General features: G+C 69.1%; 13 protein-coding genes. 4 read left to right on the forward strand and 9 right to left on the reverse strand.

Annotation, left to right across the window (positions count from 1 at the left end; all coding sequences use genetic code 11):
• Positions 1-24 precede the first annotated feature (24 nt).
• From QSK39_RS44285 to QSK39_RS53175, 3 genes are all read left to right on the forward strand, one after another.
• Positions 25-1,281: a sensor histidine kinase gene (locus QSK39_RS44285; protein WP_285483807.1), complete on the forward strand. Its 1,257-nt coding sequence runs from the start codon at positions 25-27 to the stop codon at positions 1,279-1,281.
• Entirely contained in the window at positions 1,278-1,937 is a 660-nt protein-coding gene (locus QSK39_RS44290) for a response regulator (protein WP_285483808.1), read from the forward strand. The genes QSK39_RS44285 and QSK39_RS44290 overlap by 4 nt, the downstream gene beginning before the upstream one ends.
• A gap of 720 nt (positions 1,938-2,657) precedes the next feature.
• A complete protein-coding gene (locus tag QSK39_RS53175; protein WP_353051116.1) occupies positions 2,658-2,936 on the forward strand; it encodes a cupin domain-containing protein in 279 nt (92 codons plus the stop codon).
• Here the strand turns inward: QSK39_RS53175 and QSK39_RS44295 are convergent.
• Together QSK39_RS44295 and QSK39_RS44300 are read right to left on the reverse strand one after the other, a co-directional pair.
• On the reverse strand, positions 2,839-6,378 hold the full coding sequence (locus tag QSK39_RS44295) for an indolepyruvate ferredoxin oxidoreductase family protein (RefSeq protein WP_285483809.1): 3,540 nt from the start codon (positions 6,376-6,378) through the stop codon (positions 2,839-2,841). The genes QSK39_RS53175 and QSK39_RS44295 overlap by 98 nt on opposite strands.
• Positions 6,379-6,435: 57 nt before the next feature.
• Positions 6,436-7,836: a serine hydrolase domain-containing protein gene (locus QSK39_RS44300; protein WP_285483810.1), complete on the reverse strand. Its 1,401-nt coding sequence runs from the start codon at positions 7,834-7,836 to the stop codon at positions 6,436-6,438.
• Positions 7,837-7,860: 24 nt separating this feature from the next.
• Here QSK39_RS44300 and QSK39_RS44305 point away from each other — a divergent pair, with 24 nt between their 5' ends.
• Complete coding sequence (locus QSK39_RS44305; protein WP_285483811.1) at positions 7,861-9,780, forward strand: PucR family transcriptional regulator; 1,920 nt, start codon at positions 7,861-7,863, stop codon at positions 9,778-9,780.
• A gap of 25 nt (positions 9,781-9,805) precedes the next feature.
• Here QSK39_RS44305 and QSK39_RS44310 read toward each other — a convergent pair whose 3' ends face one another.
• From QSK39_RS44310 to QSK39_RS44340, 7 genes are all read right to left on the reverse strand, one after another.
• Positions 9,806-11,392, reverse strand: coding sequence for an N-acyl-D-amino-acid deacylase family protein (locus QSK39_RS44310; RefSeq protein ID WP_285483812.1), 1,587 nt, complete (start codon positions 11,390-11,392; stop codon positions 9,806-9,808).
• On the reverse strand, positions 11,389-11,745 hold the full coding sequence (locus QSK39_RS44315; protein ID WP_285483813.1) for a RidA family protein: 357 nt from the start codon (positions 11,743-11,745) through the stop codon (positions 11,389-11,391). The genes QSK39_RS44310 and QSK39_RS44315 overlap by 4 nt, the downstream gene beginning before the upstream one ends.
• A 51-nt stretch (positions 11,746-11,796) precedes the next feature.
• Entirely contained in the window at positions 11,797-12,912 is a 1,116-nt protein-coding gene (locus QSK39_RS44320; protein ID WP_285483814.1) for an NAD(P)/FAD-dependent oxidoreductase, read from the reverse strand.
• Positions 12,913-13,015: 103 nt separating this feature from the next.
• Entirely contained in the window at positions 13,016-16,369 is a 3,354-nt protein-coding gene (locus tag QSK39_RS44325; protein WP_285483815.1) for a serine hydrolase, read from the reverse strand.
• A gap of 67 nt (positions 16,370-16,436) precedes the next feature.
• Complete coding sequence (locus tag QSK39_RS44330) at positions 16,437-16,709, reverse strand: MFS transporter (RefSeq protein ID WP_285483816.1); 273 nt, start codon at positions 16,707-16,709, stop codon at positions 16,437-16,439.
• 49 nt (positions 16,710-16,758) lie between these two features.
• On the reverse strand, positions 16,759-17,706 hold the full coding sequence (locus QSK39_RS44335) for an ABC transporter ATP-binding protein (protein WP_285483817.1): 948 nt from the start codon (positions 17,704-17,706) through the stop codon (positions 16,759-16,761).
• Positions 17,703-19,679 carry a dipeptide/oligopeptide/nickel ABC transporter permease/ATP-binding protein gene (locus tag QSK39_RS44340; RefSeq protein WP_285483818.1) on the reverse strand — a complete coding sequence of 659 codons (1,977 nt, stop codon included), beginning with the start codon at positions 19,677-19,679 and terminating at the stop codon, positions 17,703-17,705. Before QSK39_RS44340 ends, QSK39_RS44335 begins: the two co-directional genes overlap by 4 nt.

The raw sequence follows: 19,679 nt of genomic DNA on the forward strand, positions 1-19,679 counted from the left end.
ACCAGATCGAGGTGGGCAAGACCGATGCCGACCAGCCGTCAGCAGTATTGGGATATCGCTGTCGGCATACTGCTCGCGGCCGGCGTCGCCGCGAGCACCGTGCTGTCCCGCAACGCGGGCATCGATCCCGGTGCGCTGCGCCCGGGCCAGGGCGAAGAGCTGGCCTGGTCACTCGCGATCGGCCTGCCCTTGTGTCTTCGCCGCCGCTTTCCGCTGACCGTGCTCACGGCCTGCGTCGCGGCGCTCATCGGCTTGCAGCTGCGGTTCCTCGGCGATTCCACGGTGAGCTCGATCTGCCTTTTCCTGGCGTTCTACACCGTGGGCGCCTGGAGCCGTCATCGGCGACGCGCGACCGTTGTCCGAATCGGGATCATCGTGACCATGTCCGGTTACCTCGGGTACGCGGTCAGCTCAAGCACCTGGCCGGTGCTTAACGGCCTCGCGTCCGGACCTCCGGCCGGCCCGCTACCGGCACTGACCGCGTCCGCGCTCTCGACGATCGGGACCAACATCCTCTTCCTCTCGGGTGCCTGGATATTCGGCAACGCCGCGTGGGCACAAGCCCGCCAGCATTCGGAGCTGGCCGAGCGAAACCGCGAGCTGCAGGACGAACGCGAAGAGAACGCGCGCAACGCGGTGATCATGGAACGGTTTCGTATCGCCCGTGAGCTTCACGATGTCGTCGCGCACCATGTGAGTATCATGGGCGTGCAGGCAGCCGCGGCACGGATGACAGGGCCCCGAGACCCCGCTGTCGAGCAGATGCTCGCGTCGATCGAATCAGCCGGCCGCGACGCGATCGACGAAATGCATCGCCTGCTCGGCGTTCTTCGTGGCGGCGGGCAATCCGAGGATGCGACACCCGCCGCGGGCGTTGAACAGCTCATGACGCTCACGGGGCAGCCCCGCGGAACTCTCCAAGTCACGTATACCGTTTCCGGGAAACCACGCGAGCTTCCCCAGTCGCTGTCCATCTCGCTGTACCGCATCGCCCAGGAAGCGCTCACCAACACCGCGCGGCACGCGAACGCGTCGAAGGTCGACGTATCGTTGTCCTACCGCAACAAGGCGGTTGAACTGACTATTGTCGACGATGGACCACTCGCCAAAGCTCGAGCAGTGAACTTCCCTTCGCGCGCGAGACCTTCGGGAAGCGGAAAAAACCGCGGTGGCTTGGGACACACCGGAATGCGTGAGCGAGTTGCCCTGCACGACGGCACGCTCCAGCTCGGTCCAGACGCGGATGGATACGCCGTTCGAGCCCGGTTTCCCTTGTCATGACCAGAATCTTGCTGGCCGATGACCACAAGCTGATCCGTAGCGGGATCAGGATGATTTTGCAGAGCCAGGCCGACTTCGAGATCGTCGGCGAGGCCGAGGATGGAGCTCAGGCTGTCGATCTGGCGCGGTCCCTGTCCCCCGATGTGGTGCTGATGGATGTCCAAATGCCTGGACTCGACGGACTGGACGCCACCCAACAGATCACGGCTACAAGCGATTGCCTGGTGCTTGTCCTGACCACGTTCAACCGTGAGGACTACTTGTTCCAAGCGCTTCAAGCCGGCGCGAGTGGCTTTCTGCTGAAAAACGCCGCACCGGAGGATCTGATCAGCGCGGTTCGGGTGGTGGCCCGCGGCGACGCGCTGCTCGCCCCTGAGTTGACCCGACGGCTGTTCGATCGATTCGCAACCCGTCCCGTCTCGACACAACGACCGGATCTGCTCGATCAGCTGACAGATAGGGAGGAGCAGATCCTGCGCTTGCTGGCCGGAGGATCCAGCAACGCGGAAATAGCCGGCCGACTGTTCGTCGGCGAGGCGACCGTGAAGACCCATGTATCGCGAGTGCTGAACAAGCTGCGCCTGCGCGACCGGGTCCAAGCCGTCGTCTATGCGTACGAGACCGGAGTGGTCACGCCTGGCGACAACGCACCCTAGCTCGACCCCAGCGTCCGATGGTCGCAGTGCAGCGCAACCCCTTGGCCTCCCGCGGGCGAGCAGGTTCGGCCAGTAGCAGCTCAAGCGTATTCCTCACGACGCCTGTGGGGCCTTTTACACCGGTGTGTTCGCGCATCCGCACTCACCAGGCGGGCGGCGATTCGCGCAGGCTCTGCTTGTCGGGCAAGGCGCGAACCCGAAAGTACCACTGGTTCGGCGAACCAGCACGGGGCTGGCCTCGCTGGGACTGGCAACGGGCTGCAACCGCACCCGGATGGCAGTACCCAGGCACTGACCGAGGAGATCAACCGCGGTGTCGAACTGATCGAGCGGTGTGTCCGATCGATCGCGGCCGACGCCGCGGTTGTACTGAATCGTACCCGCGATGAGCCGACCGTCCGGCACCAGCTCTCGGTGTCGACGATGTCGGCGTTAGTGAACGTCGACTTCCCGGCCAAAGACATGAGCTTTCTCGCCGAACAGGGCACGGTGTCGGGCCGAGTACTGGATGAACTGGTGGCGCCGCAGCCCGGAGGGCGTGGTCGCCAACCTGCGCTACGTACTGGACCCCGGCCGCGGCGTCTTCTACGACTATCAGAGCTGTGAGTACGTCGCTTTCCTCTGCGACAACGGCCGACAGGCGAGGCGGTGCTTCGCCGGTCCCCCGACGGAAAACGCGTGGCGGGATCTTTCAAGGAATCCGGAAGCATCACATGGTGATTGCCGTTCGACGAGTTACTCTACGTGATCCACGGTCAGGCGACGGTGACTGTGGAGGGCGTCGGCACCGTCCGGCTGGAACCGGGCGATGTGTGTTACCTGACGCAGGGGCAGACGTCGACTTCGACATGTCCGAGGATTTTCACGACGTCACCGTCCTCATGTCCGACCAAGAGATCGTTTATCGACCTGTCCCCAGAGGCAGTTCGTTCAGGTCCTCCAGCTCCTGTCTCGTCGCGACCAGCTCACGGCGATAGTTCTCGACGTTTCCGAGCTTGATGGATTCGTACCCGCGGATGCCATCGGGGAGGGTGGCGATCTTGACCACCAAGTGCGCGTTCTCCAGGCGCAGCGTCGCGAGGGACTCGGCGACCACGGAGCGGTATTCGGTGACGAGTTCGCGTTCCACTTTCCTGACGTGGGCATAACCGAAGAAGTCGAGCCTCGTACCCCGGACACGGCGCAAAGCGACCAAGACCCGGAAGACAGGCTTGAACCACGCTCCGAGGCTGATCTTCTTTCGCATGCCCAGCGCACGCAGCACGGGTGGGTGCAGGCGGTAGGCGATCCTGGCACCGGATCCGAACTGGGCCTGGACGGCGTCCAGGGCGTCCGGCGCCAGCGAGAGCCGTGCGACCTCGTACTCGTCCTTGTAGGCCATGAGTTTGTACAAGTAGCGGGCGACGGCCTCGCTGATCGCGGTGGACCCCGGAACCCGCTCGGCCTCAAGCCGGCGCACCATGCCGACGAACTCGGCGTAACCCGTGGCGTAGTGGACGCTCTGGTAGCCGACCAGATCGGGGATCCGGATCGAGACCAGGCGGGACAGTTCGGAATCTGGCGGGGCCCCGACGTTCGCGACCAGGGTCCGCACCGCGGGTGAGAGGGTCGCCGGGACGTCGGCGACGTCCGGGAGCGCACCGACCGCGGCGTGGAAGGCGGCCGGGTCACTGACGAGCTGCCGGCCTCGGCGGAACGCCTGCGTGTTGCTGTCCACCTGAACGTCGTTGAGGGTGATCGCTTCCTCGATCGCACCGGCCGGGATCGGCAGCGCGCCCGACTGGCAGGCCGCGCCCACCAGCAACAGGTTCGCGAACTGATCCTGACCGAACAACGCGTTCGACACGGCCCGCGCGTCGAAGAACACACCTCGTTCACCGTCGGTGGATTCCCGGACTCGGCCGGTGAGGGCGGCGAGATCGGGAAACGTCCGGGCCGGGTCGGAAACCATGCCACCTGTGGGCACCTTGCCGGTGGAGACGACCGCGACAGTGCGTCCGGGTTCCGCTGCCATCAGGTGCGCCGGGTCGGCGGCGACCAGCAGGTCGGCGCCGACGTACAGGTCGGCCTCTCCGGTCGCGGCCTTGTTCGCGCCCTCGAATACCGCGGTGCTGATCTTGACGTCCGAAACGACGGCACCGCCCTTCTGCGCGAGACCCGTTTGATCGAGGGACTGAACGTGCAAGCCCGCGTTGGTCGCGGCGACGCTGAGGATCTGGGAAACCGTGACGACGCCGGCGCCCCCGATGCCGAGGATGCGGGTGGTGTGGTGATCCGAGCCGGTCAGCTCCACCGTCGGTGGCTCGGGCAGCGACGTCGCGTCCAGGCGGTCCGCGCGTGGACGGGCAGCCTTCTCCTTCGCCGCGGCCGGAATGACCGTCAGGAACGACGGGCAGTCACCCTTGAGGCACGAGAAGTCCTTGTTGCAGGAGGACTGGTCGATCCGCGTCTTGCGCCCGAACTCGGTGTCGACGGGCTGGACCGAGAGGCAGTTCGACTGGACGCCGCAGTCTCCGCAGCCTTCGCAGACGCGTTCATTGATCACGACGCGCTCCGCCGGCTCCGGAGCGAGGCCGCGCTTGCGCTTGCGGCGTAGTTCGGTCGCGCACTCCTGATCGTGGATGAGCATGGTGACGCCTTCGACCGTGGCGAGGACCTCCTGCGCCTCGATGATCCGATCGCGGTGCCAGACTTTTACGCCACGCGCCAACGAGCGACGCCGGTAGGACCGGGGTTCGTCGGTGGTGACGATGATCTTCTTGACGCCTTCGGCGCGCATGGCCCGCGTGATCTCGCCGACGGTCATCTGACCTTCGGCCTGCTGCCCGCCGGTCATCGCGACGGCCGAGTTGTACAGGAGCTTGTAGGTGATGTTCGCGCCGCCGGCGATGGCCGCACGGACGGCGAGACTGCCGGAGTGATGGAAAGTGCCGTCGCCGATGTTCTGCAGCATGTGCGTGCGGGTGAGGAACGGTGACATTCCGAGCCACTGGGCACCTTCGCCGCCCATCTGGGTCAGCCCGGCGATGTCTCCGACCAGTTCGGGGCTCATGACCAAGGCCAGGGCGTGGCAGCCGATGCCCGCACCCACCAGCGACCCCGCGGGCGTCTTGGTCGAGGTGTTGTGCGGGCATCCGGAACAGAAGTACGGCGTCCGGACAGCGAGGGGAAGCGAGATGCGGGACGAGCGCGGACGGCGGCCGTCCTGCCATTTCGCGACCGCCGGCACGTCGCTGTGGGCCAGGATCCGTTGTGCGAGAACGTCCGTGATGACCTCGGGGCCGAGTTCACCCTGCGTGCTGAGCAGCTCGCGGCCGTCCGCGGCCCTCTTGCCGGTCACGACGGGGGCGTCATGGCGGCCGTACAGCTGTTCCTTGATCGCCGCTTCGAGGAAGGGGCGCTTCTCCTCGACGACGACGATCTCCTCGAGCCCTGCGGCGAATCGATCGATGACGGCCGGTTCGAGCGGGTAGATCATGCCCAGCTGCAGGAGCCTGATGCCGTACTTGGCCAGGTCGTCCTCGGCCAGGCCGAGCGTGCGCAGGCTGTGGCCGACGTCGGCGAAAGTCTTGCCGGCGGCGACGATCCCGATCCGGGCGTTCTCTTCGGCGCCGGAGAGGGTGTTCAGGTCGTTGAGCGCGGCGTAACGGCGGGCGAGTTCGAGGCGCGGGCCGTTACGGCTGCGTTCTAGCGCCATCAGCGTGGGGCCGGCCAGTTTGGCGGTGACCTCGTGCGTGAAGGGCTCGCCGTTCACCTCGAGGCTGGGCATGCTACGGGTCAGGCGATCGGCGTCGACGTGGACCGTGCCGGAGCCGTCGGCGACGTTGGTCACGATCTTCACGGCCGTCCACAACCCGCTCGCACGGGACAACGCGACGGCGTGCATGCCGAAGTCGAGGACGTCCTGCTGCGTCGCCGGGTAGAGCGTGGGGATGCCCAGATCGGCGAGCAGCATCTCCGACGCCCCGGGGACGGTGGACGACTTGGCGGTGGGATCGTCCCCGACGAACAGCACCGCGCCGCCTGCGGGGTGCGTGCCGCAGAGGTTGGCGTGGCGCAGTGCGTCCGACGCGCGGTCGAGCCCGGGCGACTTTCCGTACCAGAAGCCGGTGATGCCGTCGACGCGCTTGTCGTTCATCGTCGCGGCGAGCTGTGTGCCCTCCACCGCGGTGGCGGCGAGCTCTTCGTTGACGGCCGGCCGGAAGACGACGTCGTGCTCTTCGAGGAGTGCGGAGTGCTTGCCGAGTTCGAGGTCATAGCCGCCCAGGGGCGAGCCTTCGTAGCCGGAGATGTAGAGAGCGGAGTCGTGGCCGGCGAGCGCGTCGGCGCGTCGCACGTCCAGCGCCAGTCGCGCCAGGGCATGAATCCCAGTCATATGGACGACGCCCTCGGTCGCGGTATAGCGCCGATCGAGAGATGCACGGGCGGTGCTGTCGGCCATCAGAGGTCCCTTGCCGTTCTGAGTGGTGGATGTTCACGTTTCCGGGCCGCGCGGCTCTCAGGTCGCCGACGCGATACGGCTTCGAGTGCTCGGCGGTTCGGTCGCCGGGCCGCCCACGCGGGGTGTGGCCTGGGAAGCGAAGTGGAGGTAGCGGGTCCCGTCCGGGAGCCGGTAGAACACCGCCGGCGACCATCCCGGCTGACCGGGAACCTGCGCCAGGTAGGTGTTCGGCGCGAACGGGATCAGGGGGCACTCGAGTTCGTCCGCACCGACGTAGGTGGCGAGCACCCCGCTCGGCCGTGCGGTGAGCACGAACCCGCTGTCGCGTTCGTCCACGACGAACTTCATGGAGGCGCGCTCGTAGCGGCCGGCGATGTCCGCGGAGTCGTCAGCCACCGGCTCGGCCGCGGGTGTCAGCCGGGGCGGCATCGTGATGCCGGCGTGCTCGGCCAACAGTTCGGCGAACAAGTCCTGGTACAGCTCTTCGGCGTCACCGCCGGTGACGAGCAACGCGATGGCGACCGGCTCCGGTCCGGGAACGATCCGCAGGTACGCGTTTTGGCCGAGCGTCACTCCGTCGTGACCGAACACCGGACGGCCCCAGTCGTAGAGCATCCAGCCGAGGCCGACGTTCGAACCCGACGTCCAGGGTTCTGGCACTTCGACCCGGGGAATGCGCATGAGCTGTGCGGAGTCGGCTGACAGCACTCGATCGCCGGCGGCGTTCACACCGTCGGCGAGGTGCAGCCTGGCGAACGCGAGCAGATCCAGGGCACGCGCGTGCACCAGCCCCGAGGGGCCGGCGCACCGAGGCAGCGTCCACTGTGGGGTGACGTCGGTCCCGAAGTGGCCGACAGCCGTGCCCCACAGCAACGCCTCTTCCGGCAGGGTGCCGGCCGATGCGAGTCCGAGGGGCGCGAACAGGCGTTCGCGCACCACCGCGTCCCAGGACGCCCTGCGCACCACTTCGACGAGCCGCCCGAGCAGCACGAAGCCGGCGTTGCAATAACTCATCGTCGCCCCGAGCGGGTGACTCGCGGGAAGGCCGGACATCTCCCTGACGTAGCGTTCGAGGCAGTCGTCCCCGCGTCCGGTGTCGGGGAAGAAGTCTCCACTGATGCCACTGGTGTGGTCGAGCAGGTGCGCGGCGGTCACCGACGCAGTGATCTCCTCGTCGGCGACTCGGAAGTCCTTCAGGTAGTGGACGATGGGAGTGTCGAGGTCGAGAAGTCCTTCGTCGACGAGCTGCATCGCCAGGGTGGCCGTCCACACCTTGGTGATGCTCCCGATCTGGAAGACGCTGTCGGCGGTGACCGGTGCGCCGGTACGCCGGTTCAGCACGCCTGTTGCGGCCGTGGCCGTTTCGTCGCCGGCCGCGACGGCCAGGCTCGCGCCGACGACGTTGTGCCGTTCGGCGAGAGAGCTCAGCCGATCGTGCACCGTGGTGGAATCCAGCATCATGCCTCCGGGAAGATGGCTCCGATGTGGTCACGCCGGACGCAAGGCTGCTTCACCGGCCGGGCCAACGGGTTCATGTATGCACGTTATCTGCGGCGCCGTGCGACCGTCCTCGTGCTCGGGCACAAGCCGGGCGTTCACGGGTGGTGGCTTACCACCAACTTCCTGGACAATGCCGACGCTGTCGCTGTCCCGAAGAATGATGATAATGTCACGCAGCGTTCCGCATGGGACAACCAGCCAGCCCTTTTCGGTCGGCCACTCACGAAAATGCGCATGCGCACGTTCCGGGTAATTGTGTTACGTGCTGCTGAAGTCTTGTATACCGCCTCGACGGGAGGAGTTGACGTGGCATCCGTCCACGAGCTGATGACACAGCTCGGGCTTGACCTGATCACGGCACCGGTCGTGCCGGCCGATCTCGCCGTCGAGTTCACCAACGTGGTCATCTACGACTCCTTGGAGATACCCGAGTTCGGCGACGACGACCTCGTCCTCGCGGTCGGGGTGAGCGCGACGTCGCCCTTGGCGCTCCGGCTCGCGGCGGCCCGGCCCGCGGCGCTACTGCTGCGTCACGACGGCCCGCTGGAACAGCGCCTGCAGGCCGAAGCGCTCAACGCCGGGGTCATTCTTCTCGTCGTGCCGAACAGTTGCGGATGGTCACACCTGCACACGATCGCCGCGTCACTGCCCGGTGTGGTGCCCCTCGACCACGTCGACTCCGCAACCGGCTCGGAAGTGATCAGCGACCTGTTCGCGGTGGCCAACGCCCTCGCCGACACCCTCGACGCGCCGATCACCATCGAGGACAACCAGTCACGGCTACTGGCCTACTCCGCGCTGCAGGGCACCGCGGACATCGCCCGGTCGGCGACGATCCTCGGCCACCAGGTGCCCGACGAGTTCCGCCAGGAAGTACGCCGCCTCGGCGTCTCCAAGCGGATTCTGACCGCGACCGAGCCGTTCTTCCTGAGTTCGACCATGGCGGGCATCACCTCACGCACCGTGGTCACGCTGCGTGCGCATGGCGAGGTGCTCGGCTCGATCTGGGCCGTCACGGCCACCCCGCTCGACGATCGGCGCACGGCGGCGCTGGCCGATGCGGCCCGGACCGTCGCCATCCGGCTGGCGCATCACCGGCTCACCGCCGACCTGCGGCGCCAGCACCAGACCGCGACCATGACGTTGCTGCTGCGTGGTGGAGTGTCCGCGGTCGAGGCAGGCCGCCGGATGGGGATGGACGGCGGCGGCTACCGGCTGGCCGCGATCGTCGCCGGCCACCCGGACGGTACGCACGATGACGCCCTGCTCGACCGGTACGCGACCGCGCTGGTCCGACAGCTAGCGCTCACCCGCACCATCGGAGCGACCGCGCGGATCGAGAACACCGTCTACGCCGTGGTTCGCGGTCCCGAAGATCACGTCGAGAGCCTCCGCGGGCTTCGCGGTGTGCTGCTGGCCGCACGTGCCTCGGCGCGCCCGGAAGCGCCGGACCAGGTGACGGCCGGGATGAGCGGATCCCTGGAGAGCCTGGCCGACCTCGCCGGCGCCCGCGAGCAAGCCGAGCGGGTCCTGCAGGTCCTGGCCGGTGCCCGTAGCCACGACGGCTGCGCCGAAGTTGACGAGGTCGGACTGGCGGTGAGCGTGTTACGGCTCGCGGACCTGGAGTCGGCCCGGCGCGGTGGCCGGCGCAGCGCCCTGGACGAAGTCGATGACTACGACGCGGCACACGCCGCCGACTATGGCCGGACACTCCGGGTCCACCTGGCCTCCTTCGGGGATCCGACCGTCGCATCCAAGGCGTTGAAGGTGCACACGAACACGCTGCGCTACCGCCTGCGCCGGTTGAACGACCTGTTCGGCCTGGACCTCACCGATCCGGATACCCGGTTCGGGCTGATGGTGGACATCCGGCTCAAGGGCCACCAGCCCGGTCACGGCTGATGGCCTTTGAGCCGGAATCGGCAAGTCAGCGACCCCTGCGCAGCCGCCTGCCGGGACGGGCAGGCAGGACCTGCCCATCCCTCAGGACCTGCTCGCCGTTGACGAGGACGTGGTGCATCCCGACGGCGTACCGGCGGGGCGCGTCGTACTTGGCGGTGTCGGTGATCGTCGCCGGGTCGAAAACGATCACGTCGGCGAACGCGCCGGGAGCCAGGCGGCCACGGTCGGCCAGCCGCAGCGTATCCGCCGGCAACGAGGTCATCTTGCGGATCGCTTCGGCGAGGGGGAACAGCTCCAGGTCACGGGAGTAGTGGCCGAGGATCCGGGCGAAAGTGCCGTACGCCCGCGGATGGGTCAAGTCATCGGACAACGACGCGGGTCCGACGGCTTCGGCGTCCGAGCAGATCGACACCCACGGCTGACCGAGCCCGAGCCGGACGTTGTCCTCGGACATCACGAAGTAACAGACCTGCTGGGTCGGGTCGCCGCGGACGATGTCCAGCAGCGCCGCGGCCGGCTGGGCGATGCCCAGCTTCCAGGCGACGTCGACGAGCGTCTGGCCCGCTGCCGGGGTGCCGTCGGCCAGGTCACGCAGGAAGACGATGCCGTGTCCCCGGTCGGCGCCGACGAAGAGGTTCTCGAAGCCGCCATCGGCGCTTTCCAGCTCGGCGATGATCTCGGCCCTCACCGCGGGATCGGCCAGCCGGTCCAGCAGTGCTGCCGGTCCTCCGGCGTGGTGGCGCGGGGGGATCACCGCGGCGAGATCGGTGCAGGCGGCCGTGTACGGGTACATGTCGGCACTGACCTGCTGCCCGGCCGCGCGGGCCGCGACGATCCGCTCGATCGCCACCGGCATCTTGTGGTGGTTGTGGGCGCCGGCGGCCTTCAGGTGGTAGGCCTGCACCCGGCACGAAGCCGCCTGACCGATGCCGATCAGCTCGTTGAGGCATTCGAGCAACCGGTCGCCTTCCGACCGCAGGTGGGAGATGTAGAGACCGTCGTGGCGACCGACCACGGTGCACAACTGGGTAAGTTCCTCGGTCGTCGCGTAGTTCTCCGGTGCGTAGATCAGTGCGGTCGCGATGCCGAGCGCCCCGGCCGCCATCTCTTCGTCGACGAGCGCGCACAGCGACTTCAGTTCGTCGTTCGTCAGCCGGCGGTCGTCGGCACCGGCGGCCAGCGCGCGGAGGTTCTGCCCGCCGATGAAGGAGGCGACGTTGACACTGGTCCCGCCGGCCTCGATGTGGTCGAGACCGGCGGACAGCCGGGGGAAGTCCAGCCGCGTAGCTGCACGCACGGGCACCATCTCCAGCAGGGCCTCGCTCGACGGGCCCAGGGAGATCGCCTCTCCGAAGACTTCGGTCGTCACGCCCTGTACCAGGTCCGATTGGCAGCTGCCGTCGAGCTGGATGGTCTGCCAGGCGTGGCTCAGCACATTGATCAGCCCGGGGGCGACGACGAGGCCGGTGGCGTCGATCTCGGGACAGTCCGCCGGCGGGATGTCGCCGATCACCGCGATCCGGTCACCGGCGATCCCGACGTCGGCGTGCCGCGGCCGGCCCCCCAGGCCGTCGTGGACCAGTCCGTGTCGGATCACCGAGGTGAACGTCATGGTGCGTCCTGGGTCGTCGGCGCGTAGGCGACGACCTCGATCTCGACCCGTGCGCCCAGGAGCAGTCCGGAGCCGACCGCCGATCGCGCCGGGGCTGGGGTGCCGAACAGTTCGGCGTAGGCCTTGTTCATCTCGGGCCAGTCGTCCATCGACGCCAGGAAGACGGTGCTCTTCACGACATCGGCCAGTGTCGCGCCGTGTCCTTCGAGGACTGCGGCGACGTTGTGGATCGCTTGCCGGGTCTCGGGCGCGACTCCGCCCGGGACCAGCCCGGCGTCGCCCAGCCCGAGCTGACCGGAGACGAACAACAGGGGGCCGGCTCGGCGGCACGGCGAGACACTCGGGGTGGTCACGCGAACTCCTCGATGGTGTGACAGTGGTGTGACAACGGAAGGAGGGCAAGATCAGTGTTCGGCCACCGCGGGTACCCGGCCGGGATCGATTGCCGCCGCCAGCGCGGTGTCTTGCAAGGTTCCGGTACGGAACAGCTCGGCGCCGACCTGAGCCAGCGCCGGAGCCATCTGGATCCCGTAGCCGCCCTGCCCGACGAAGCTGAACAGCGTCGGCTCGTCAGGATGCGGGCCGACGACCGGTGCCCGGTCGGGAGCGAAGGTTCGCAGCCCGGCCCAGCTGGTTCGGACGCTGCGCAGCTGCAGGGCCGTGACGGCGTTCACCCGCTCCAGGACCATGGCCACCTCGAGCGGATCCGGCTTGACATCCCCTGGTGGCACCGGGGTCTCGTCACCGGGCGACATCAGGATCGCCCCGCCTTCGGGCTTGAAGTACCAGGCCTCCGCAACGTCCGCGACGATCGGCCAGTCGGCCGGGATCCGCTCGGACGTCCGGGCGATGACCACCGTCCGCCGCCGCGGCGACAATCCGTGCCCGGTGCCGGCGCACGTCTCGGCCACTTCGTCACCCCACGCGCCGGCCGCGTTCACCAGACGGTCGGCACGCCAGCTCCGGCCGTCCTCGGTGCGCACCTCCCACTGGGGGCCGCTCTTGTCGGCTGCCACCACGCGAGCACCGGTCTCGGTCCGGCCGCCGAGCCGGCGCAGCCTGGCCGCGTAGTGGCTGTGCAAGGCACTCACGTCGATATCCCGGGCGCTGGAGTCGAGAGCGCACAGCGCCATGTCGTCAACCCGCAGAGTGGGACACAACGCCCGGGCCTTCTCGGCGCTCAGCTCGGTCATGAACGACTGGCTCACGATCGTGGACGTGAGAGCGGCCGCGGACTGGTCGTCCCAAGCCGTGAACAACCCGCCGCGCGGGCTCAACAACGGAGGCATGTCCGGCAACGCGGACAACCGGGCGAACTCGGGCTCGCTGAGCCGCGTCAGCTCCTGCACCGGAGGCGGACCGTAGCCACCCAGGAAGGTGGCGGCCGAGCGCCCGGTGCTGTGCACGGCGAGGGAAGACTCGGCTTCGAGGAGGACGACGTCGTGATCGTGGGCCAGCTCGCTGCCGAGTGAGACACCCGCTATGCCCCCGCCAATAACAAGAATTCGCTGGCGTGTCATGAGATTATTGTCTGCCACCTGCGGTCGGTGATGCTTGTGCCTAACACGAAAATACCTGCTTCAGCCATCTGCACGGACGACAACTTGTGTCCATTGCGAACTTTCAAGACACCTTCGGTGTTGCCCGGACGCCTGAATGCAGGTATCGCTCACCGCTCGGGAGCGCGTAGAACACGACCGGCGTCCAGGTCCGCTTACCCGGTGCCCGGTACACGAAAACGGTCTCGCTGATCGGCACGAGGTCGTACTCGACCACCGGCTCCGGGGTGAGCTCGGCTGACGGGCCGGTGCTCGTCTCCCGGATCCGCACCCCGTCACCCTCGGCGAAGATCTCGACGCGGGTCGAAGCTCGTTCGTAGACACCGAAGTGCCGGCTCGCGTCGACCACCGGCGGCCACGCGGCGGGTTCGAGCGGGCGTGGCATCGCGACGCCCGCCAGCTCCGCGAAGATTTCGCGGTACAGCTCCACGTACAGATCGTGAGCATTGCCTCCGTTGGTGAGCAGCGTGACCGCGAGGCCCTGCTCCGGCAGGACCCGGAGGAACGCCGACTGGCCGATCGTGTTGCCGTCGTGGCCGTACACCCGATGACCGTTCCAGTCAAAGCGGATCCAGCCGAGCCCCCACGAGTCGCCGAGCGTGTGCTCGTCGGGCATGTCCGCCTGGTGCTCCGTCATCGCCGCCGCGGACGCTTCGGAAAGTACGCGCGAGCCGTCCGAACCCAACCCGCCCACCAGATGCAGTCGCGCGAACACGAGCACATCCGCCGCCGACGCCGTGATCAGCCCGGCCGGGCCCACCGAACGCGGCGGCACGGAAACCGGTGCCGGCCGCGGGTCGCCGTCACCGATCGCCACGTGTCCCAACGCCGCGCGGAACAGCAGCGCCTCCTCCGGCAGCGTTCCCGTATGCGTCAGGCCGAGCGGGCCGAACAGCCGCTCCCGCAACGCCGCGTCCCAGCTCGTGCCGGTCAGCTTCTCGATCACCCTGCCGGCCAGGATGAACCCGGAGTTGCTGTAGGACAGCGTTGCGCCGAGGGGATGGTTCTGAGCGGCCTGCTCCAGCACCTCGACGTACTTCTCGATGCAATCGTCACCGCGGCCGGTGTCGGTGAAGATGTCGCCGTCGATACCACCGGTGTGGGTCAGCAGGTGCCGCACCGTGATCTGCTTGGTGACGTACGGGTCGGCCAGCCGCAGCTCCGGCAGCACCTCGACGACGGGCACGTCCAGGTCCAGCAGGCCTTCGTCGACCAGTTGCATGACCACGGTCGCCGTCCACACCTTGGTGATCGAGCCGATCTGGAACACCGAGTCGTCGGTGACCTCGACGCCGGTGGCCTTGTTCAGCACGCCCCAGCCGACTGTGGCCACGTCGTCGCCCACGGTGCCGTCAAGGCGCAGGATGCCCAGCACCGCACCGGGGACACGGTGCTTGCGCGCGAGCGCGGCCAGCCGCCGGCGCCAGTACGTCTCTTCGATCGGCACTCGCACCGCGGCACCGGGTTTGCCGGCGTGCTCCTCCACCCAGTCGACGACGCGTCGGTTGAAGTCCGCGCGGTGTGAGGGCCGGCCGTCGATGACGAACGGGTGTGACGCGCCGGGGTAGAGCACCATCCGGGTCGGCACACCTTGCTCGCGCAGCGCGGTGAACCACTGCTCGGCCTGCCCGGCCGGGCAACGTTCGTCGGCGGTGCCGTGCACGATCAGGGTCGGCGTTCGCACCTGGTCGACCTGCGCCAGCGGGGAAATCGCCGCGTAGCGGGCCGGGTTCGACGCGGGCGTGCCACCCAGTTCTTCAACAGACAGGTAATGCCCTCCGTCGGACGTCCCGACCAGGCTGACCGCGTCGCTGACCGCCCCGCCGGCGACCGCGGCGGCAAACCGGTCGTCACGGCTGGTCAGGTAACAGGTCATGAAACCGCCGTAGCTGTAACCGGACACCGCGAGCCGCCGCGCGTCCGCCACCCCTTCGGCGACGAGCTGGTCAAGCGGCTCCAGGAAGTCCTTGGCGTCGGCGACACCCCAGGCGCCGACCGCGGCGGTGAAGAACGCTTCGCCGTAGCCGTCGCTGCCGCGCGGGTTGAGCAGCAGCACCGCCCACCCGCGCGCGGCCAGCTGCTGGTGGTAGAGGTGGACCGCGTCGGCGGTGCCGTTCCACGCGTTGTGCGGGCCGCCGTGGATGTCCAGCAGCAGCGGCAGCGGGCCGGTGCGGGCGGGGTCGCGCAGCAGCCAGCCGTGCACGGCCGTGCCGTCGGAGACGGTGAACTCCCGCTCCTCGTGGGCGAACAACTCGACGTCGCCGGGGCCGTGGGCGGTGAGGACTTCGGGCGTTCCCCCGGCGACTGCGACCGTCGCGATCTCGCCGTACGACGTCGGCGTGGCCAGCAGGATCGCCGCTGTGTCCCCGGCGATCGTCAGTCCCGACACGGTGTTCCCGGCCCCGCCCACGACAAGACGCGGCTCCCCGCCGCTGGTCGCGACGGCGTAGAGGTGGGTGCACCCGCGGTCGCGCACGCAGAACAGCACAGTCGTGCCGTCGCCGACGAGCTGTGGCAGCGCCCCAGGATAGCCGGGCTCACCCGGCATGACGTTGCGATCCAGCGAAGCGGCGAGGTCAAGGGGCTCTCCGCCGTCCACTGGCATCCGCAGGAGCCCGGCGTTTCCAGCGTGGGTGTCCCGGCGCCCGATTACCAGGAGCGCGCCACCGTCGGCGGTCCAGATCACCGGGCCCGCCACGCCGTCGCCGGCACCGACCAGCCGCGGTTCGGCAGCATTTTCGCCAGGGGCGAGAACGTAGGCACCGGAACGGAACGTCAGGTCTGCGTCGGCGTCGGTGGCGGCGGGGAAGGCCAACAGCTTGCCGTCGGGCGACCACGCGGGATCACCCGCGTGCCAGTCCCCCGACGTAACCTGCCGGACCTCGCCCGAAGCGACGTCGAGGACGTGGACGTGCTTGCGCAGCGCACGCAGCAGCCCGGCGCCGTCCGCCTTGAAGTCGAGCCGGTCGACGACCACCGGCGCGGCCGCCCGGCGTGCGACGGCCGCGCCGTCCTCGCCCTCTTCGGCGGCGAGGTCGACCGGGGCCGAGAAGGCGATCTCGGCGCCATCCGGCCGCCACACCGGAGGTCCCGCGCCGAGCGGGAGCGAGGTGACGCGCTCGGGTTCGCCGCCGTCGGCGGCCAGCATCCACACCTGCGCCGGACCGTCTTCGGCGCGCAGGAAAGCGATCCGCGTGCCGTCGGGCGACCACGCCGGAGCCAGGTCGGCGGTCCCGCGGGTCAGCCGGTGTACCGGGCCGCCGCTCGTGGCGACTTCCCACAGCGAACGGATGTCCTCGTCGGTGTCGCGGTCGGCCTTGCGCACCACGTAAACGATCCGCGCACCATCGGGAGAAAGAGCGGGCTGTTCCGGGAACTCGAAGGCAAACAGGTCGTCGGCGTTGAGGCGTCGGGTCATGTGGTTCTCCTGGGGAACGGGCGCCGGCAGGGCCGGGCGGCGGGTGAGGTCAGGCGGCGAAGGTGAACTAGTCGGCCCACTGCGGCACCCAGAAGGCAACCACCGCGGCGAGCAGCGTGGTGCCGATCAGGAAGCCGAACGCGGCCGGGTAGGAGAACTGGTCGGCCAGCCAGCCCACGGTCACCGGGGTGACTGCCCCCGCGACCTGGCCGCCGAAGTTCAGGATTCCCACGCTGATCCCGGTCACCGCCGTTGGCAGCACCCGCATCGGCAACCCGAACACGCCCATTGTGGCGAGGCCGAAGAGGTCTTCGGCTTGCTTGTCGTCTACTGTGGACACTTCCTACCCGCTTCCCGGGCGAGCCGGTTCTTCGCGATAGTGACGGTGGTCATGACCACTCTTCGGTGAAGTGGCACGCCGAGACGTGGCGGCGCCGTGCCGCGTTGCCGGCCGGGTCGGCGCTGATGCAGATGGTGCGATCGGCGTGCACGAGCGGGCCGATCGGGCACCGCGGGTGGTACTGGCAGCCCGTGGGCGGGTGACGAGGATCAGCGGGCTCCATGTCGGACGACACGTCGTCACCGAGATCGTCGAGCAGTCCGCTGCGCGCGGACGGCGCCGCGGCCAGCAGGTCGCGCGTATAGGGGTGCTGCGGATCGGTGAGCACCTGCTCGGCCGGTCCGGCCTCGACGATCCGGCCGAGGTACATCACCGCGACGATGTCGCTGACGTAGCGGACGACAGCGAGGTTGTGCGAGATGAACAGCATCGAGAGCGCCAGCCGCCGCTGAACGTCGCGGACGAGGTTGAGCACCGCGCCCTGCACCGAGACGTCGAGCGCGGAGGTGATCTCGTCGGCGATCAGCACCTTCGGCTGCCCGGCGAGCGCCCGCGCGAGCGCGACGCGTTGCCGCTGTCCACCTGACAGCTGCCCCGGCAGCTGTCTGGCGCGCTCCGGGCCCAGGTTCACCAGTTCGAGCAAGCGCGCCACCTCGCCCCGCCGCCCGGCGGCCCCGCCGTGCGCGCCCCGCGGCATCGCCTCCGTGATCGACTCGCCGACCGCCATCCGCGGGTCCAGAGAGGAGTAAGGGTCCTGGGACACCATCTGCAGCGGCTTGCGCCGGGGCAGCCGCCGCACGTCGACGCCGTCCACCAGCACCCGGCCCGCGCTCACCGACGTCAGTCCGACCGCCGCACTGGCCAACGTCGACTTGCCGGAGCCAGATTCGCCGACCAACCCGACGACCTGTCCAGGAGGGACGACCAGGCTCACGCCGTCGACTGCGGTCAGCCTGCCGTAACGCACGCTGACGCTGTCGAATCGCAACTCACTCATCCGGCACCTCCGGTGCGCCAGGTCGACTGTCCCGAAACGACGCTCACGCCGATTCCCTCACCTCTCGCCGCTCCTCGCCGCTCTGCGGGCTGCAGCCCCTGCGGATGCCAGCAGGCGACCCGGTGCTCGGGTCCCGCCTGCTCCAGTGCCGGATCCTCAGCCAGGCAGCGCTCACTCGCGACGGGGCAACGGGCCGCGAAGGCACAACCCGGCGGAGTCCGGTCCGGCTCCGGCGGCCGGCCGGAGATCACGGCCAGCGGTGCGCCGCGGTCGGTCTCGAGGCCGACCGTCGTGGCCAGCAGGGCCCGGGTGTACGGGTGTCGGGCCGCGCCCGGGAGGTCCGCGGTCGGCAGATCCTCGACCACCCGGCCGGCGTACATCACCAGCATCCGGTCACATGTCTGGGAAATCACCGCGATGTCGTGGCTGATCAACAGGATCGCCGCGCCCTCGGCGTCGCGTGCGCGGGCGAGCAGCCGCAGCACCTGGCGCTGGACCGTGACGTCGAGGGCGGTCGTCGGCTCGTCGGCGACGACGAGCTTCGGCTGCCCCATCAGGCCCATGCCGATCATCGCCCGCTGGCGCATGCCGCCGGAGAACTCGTGGGGGTACTGCCGGGCGCGCCGCCGCGCGGCCGGCAGTCGCACCGCGGCCAGCCGATCCACCGCCCGCTCGAACGCCGCGCGGCGCGAAAGGCCGTGGTGCTGTCGCGACACCTCCGCGAGCTGTCCACCGACCCGGCGGGCCGGGTTGAACGATGTCATCGGGTCCTGGAAAACCATCGCCAGCGACGTCCCGAGCAGGCCGCGCAGCTCCCGGTCGGACGCGGTGAGCAGCGACGTCCCGGCAAACTCGAGGCGGTCGGCCGTCACCACTCCGGGCAGGTCGATCAGTCGTGAAACGGCCAGCGCCGTAAGGCTCTTGCCCGAGCCGGACTCGCCGACCACACCAACGGTTTCTCCGGGGCGCACCGCGAAACTCACGCCCCGCACCGGGACCACCCAGCCGCCGGGCTTCGGGAACGCCACCCGCAGGTTTTCCACGACCAGCACCTCGTCGCCGGCGGGTTTCCCCGCGGCCAGGGACCGCTCCGCCGAAGCGGGCGCGGACCCGGGCGTGGCTTTGCGGCCGCTGACGCGTGTGCGGACCCCGACCACCGCGGCCACGGTTTCCCCCACCAGGTTGAAAGCCAGCCCGGCGAGTACGACCGCGGCCCCCGGTGCCAGCGCGGCCGCCGGACTCACGTAGATCCCGTCCAGGCCTTCACGCAGCAGCCGGCCCCAGTCGAAGTCCGGGGCCTGCACGCCGATGCCGAGGAACGAAAGCCCGGCGAAGGCGAGCAGCGCCGTGCCGGCGCCGATGGTCGCGTTCACGACGAGGGGCTCGCCGATGTTCGGCAGCACGTGCCGGACCAGCAGTCGGATCCGGCCGACACCGGAAATCCGGGCCGCGGCTATGAAATCGCGGCCGGCCACCGATGCGGAGAGCGTCTGGACCAGCCGGGCGAACGCCGGCGCCATCGCGAACGCGATCGCCAGGACCGCGCCGTGCGTGCCGACCCCGAAGATCACCGCGAAGAACAGCGCGAGCAGCAGCCCGGGGAACGCCACCGCGATGTCGATCACCGCGGTGAGCAACCGCCCCGCCCACCGCGGCAGCACCGCCGGCAGCATGCCCAGCACGACACCGGCACCCACGCCGATCGCGGTGGCGAGCACGGCCAGCCCGACCGAGAGCCGGGTCGCCACGAGGGTGCGCAGGAAGATGTCGCGGCCGAGCGAGTCGGTGCCGAACCAGTGGCTCCCGGACGGGCCCTGGCCGATCGCGTCGGTGTCGATTGCGGCGGCGCCGTCGCCCCACAGCAGAGGCGCCAGCACAGCCAGCAGCACGACCAGCGCCAGCAGCACCGCCGAACACGCGCCGACCGGCGTGCGCACGGCGACCGACCACGTCGATCCCTGACGTCGCGCCAT

Source organism: Amycolatopsis sp. NBRC 101858 (assembly GCF_030269325.1).
GTDB classification, from domain to species: Bacteria; Actinomycetota; Actinomycetes; order Mycobacteriales; family Pseudonocardiaceae; genus Amycolatopsis; species Amycolatopsis ponsaeliensis.

Bases quoted from the DNA above. Each gene is read 5' to 3' on its own strand.
- QSK39_RS44290 (WP_285483808.1), top strand. From the start codon at position 1,278: ATGACCAGAATCTTGCTGGCCGATGACCACAAGCTGATCCGTAGCGGG.
- QSK39_RS44300 (WP_285483810.1), bottom strand. From the start codon at position 7,836: ATGCTGGATTCCACCACGGTGCACGATCGGCTGAGCTCTCTCGCCGAA.
- QSK39_RS44320 (WP_285483814.1), bottom strand. From the start codon at position 12,912: ATGACACGCCAGCGAATTCTTGTTATTGGCGGGGGCATAGCGGGTGTC.
- QSK39_RS44340 (WP_285483818.1), bottom strand. From the start codon at position 19,679: ATGGCGCGACGTCAGGGATCGACGTGGTCGGTCGCCGTGCGCACGCCG.
- QSK39_RS44325 (WP_285483815.1), bottom strand. From the start codon at position 16,369: ATGACCCGACGCCTCAACGCCGACGACCTGTTTGCCTTCGAGTTCCCG.
- QSK39_RS44295 (WP_285483809.1), bottom strand. From the start codon at position 6,378: ATGGCCGACAGCACCGCCCGTGCATCTCTCGATCGGCGCTATACCGCG.
- QSK39_RS44285 (WP_285483807.1), top strand. From the start codon at position 25: ATGCCGACCAGCCGTCAGCAGTATTGGGATATCGCTGTCGGCATACTG.
- QSK39_RS44305 (WP_285483811.1), top strand. From the start codon at position 7,861: ATGTGGTCACGCCGGACGCAAGGCTGCTTCACCGGCCGGGCCAACGGG.
- QSK39_RS44335 (WP_285483817.1), bottom strand. From the start codon at position 17,706: ATGAGTGAGTTGCGATTCGACAGCGTCAGCGTGCGTTACGGCAGGCTG.
- QSK39_RS44310 (WP_285483812.1), bottom strand. From the start codon at position 11,392: ATGACGTTCACCTCGGTGATCCGACACGGACTGGTCCACGACGGCCTG.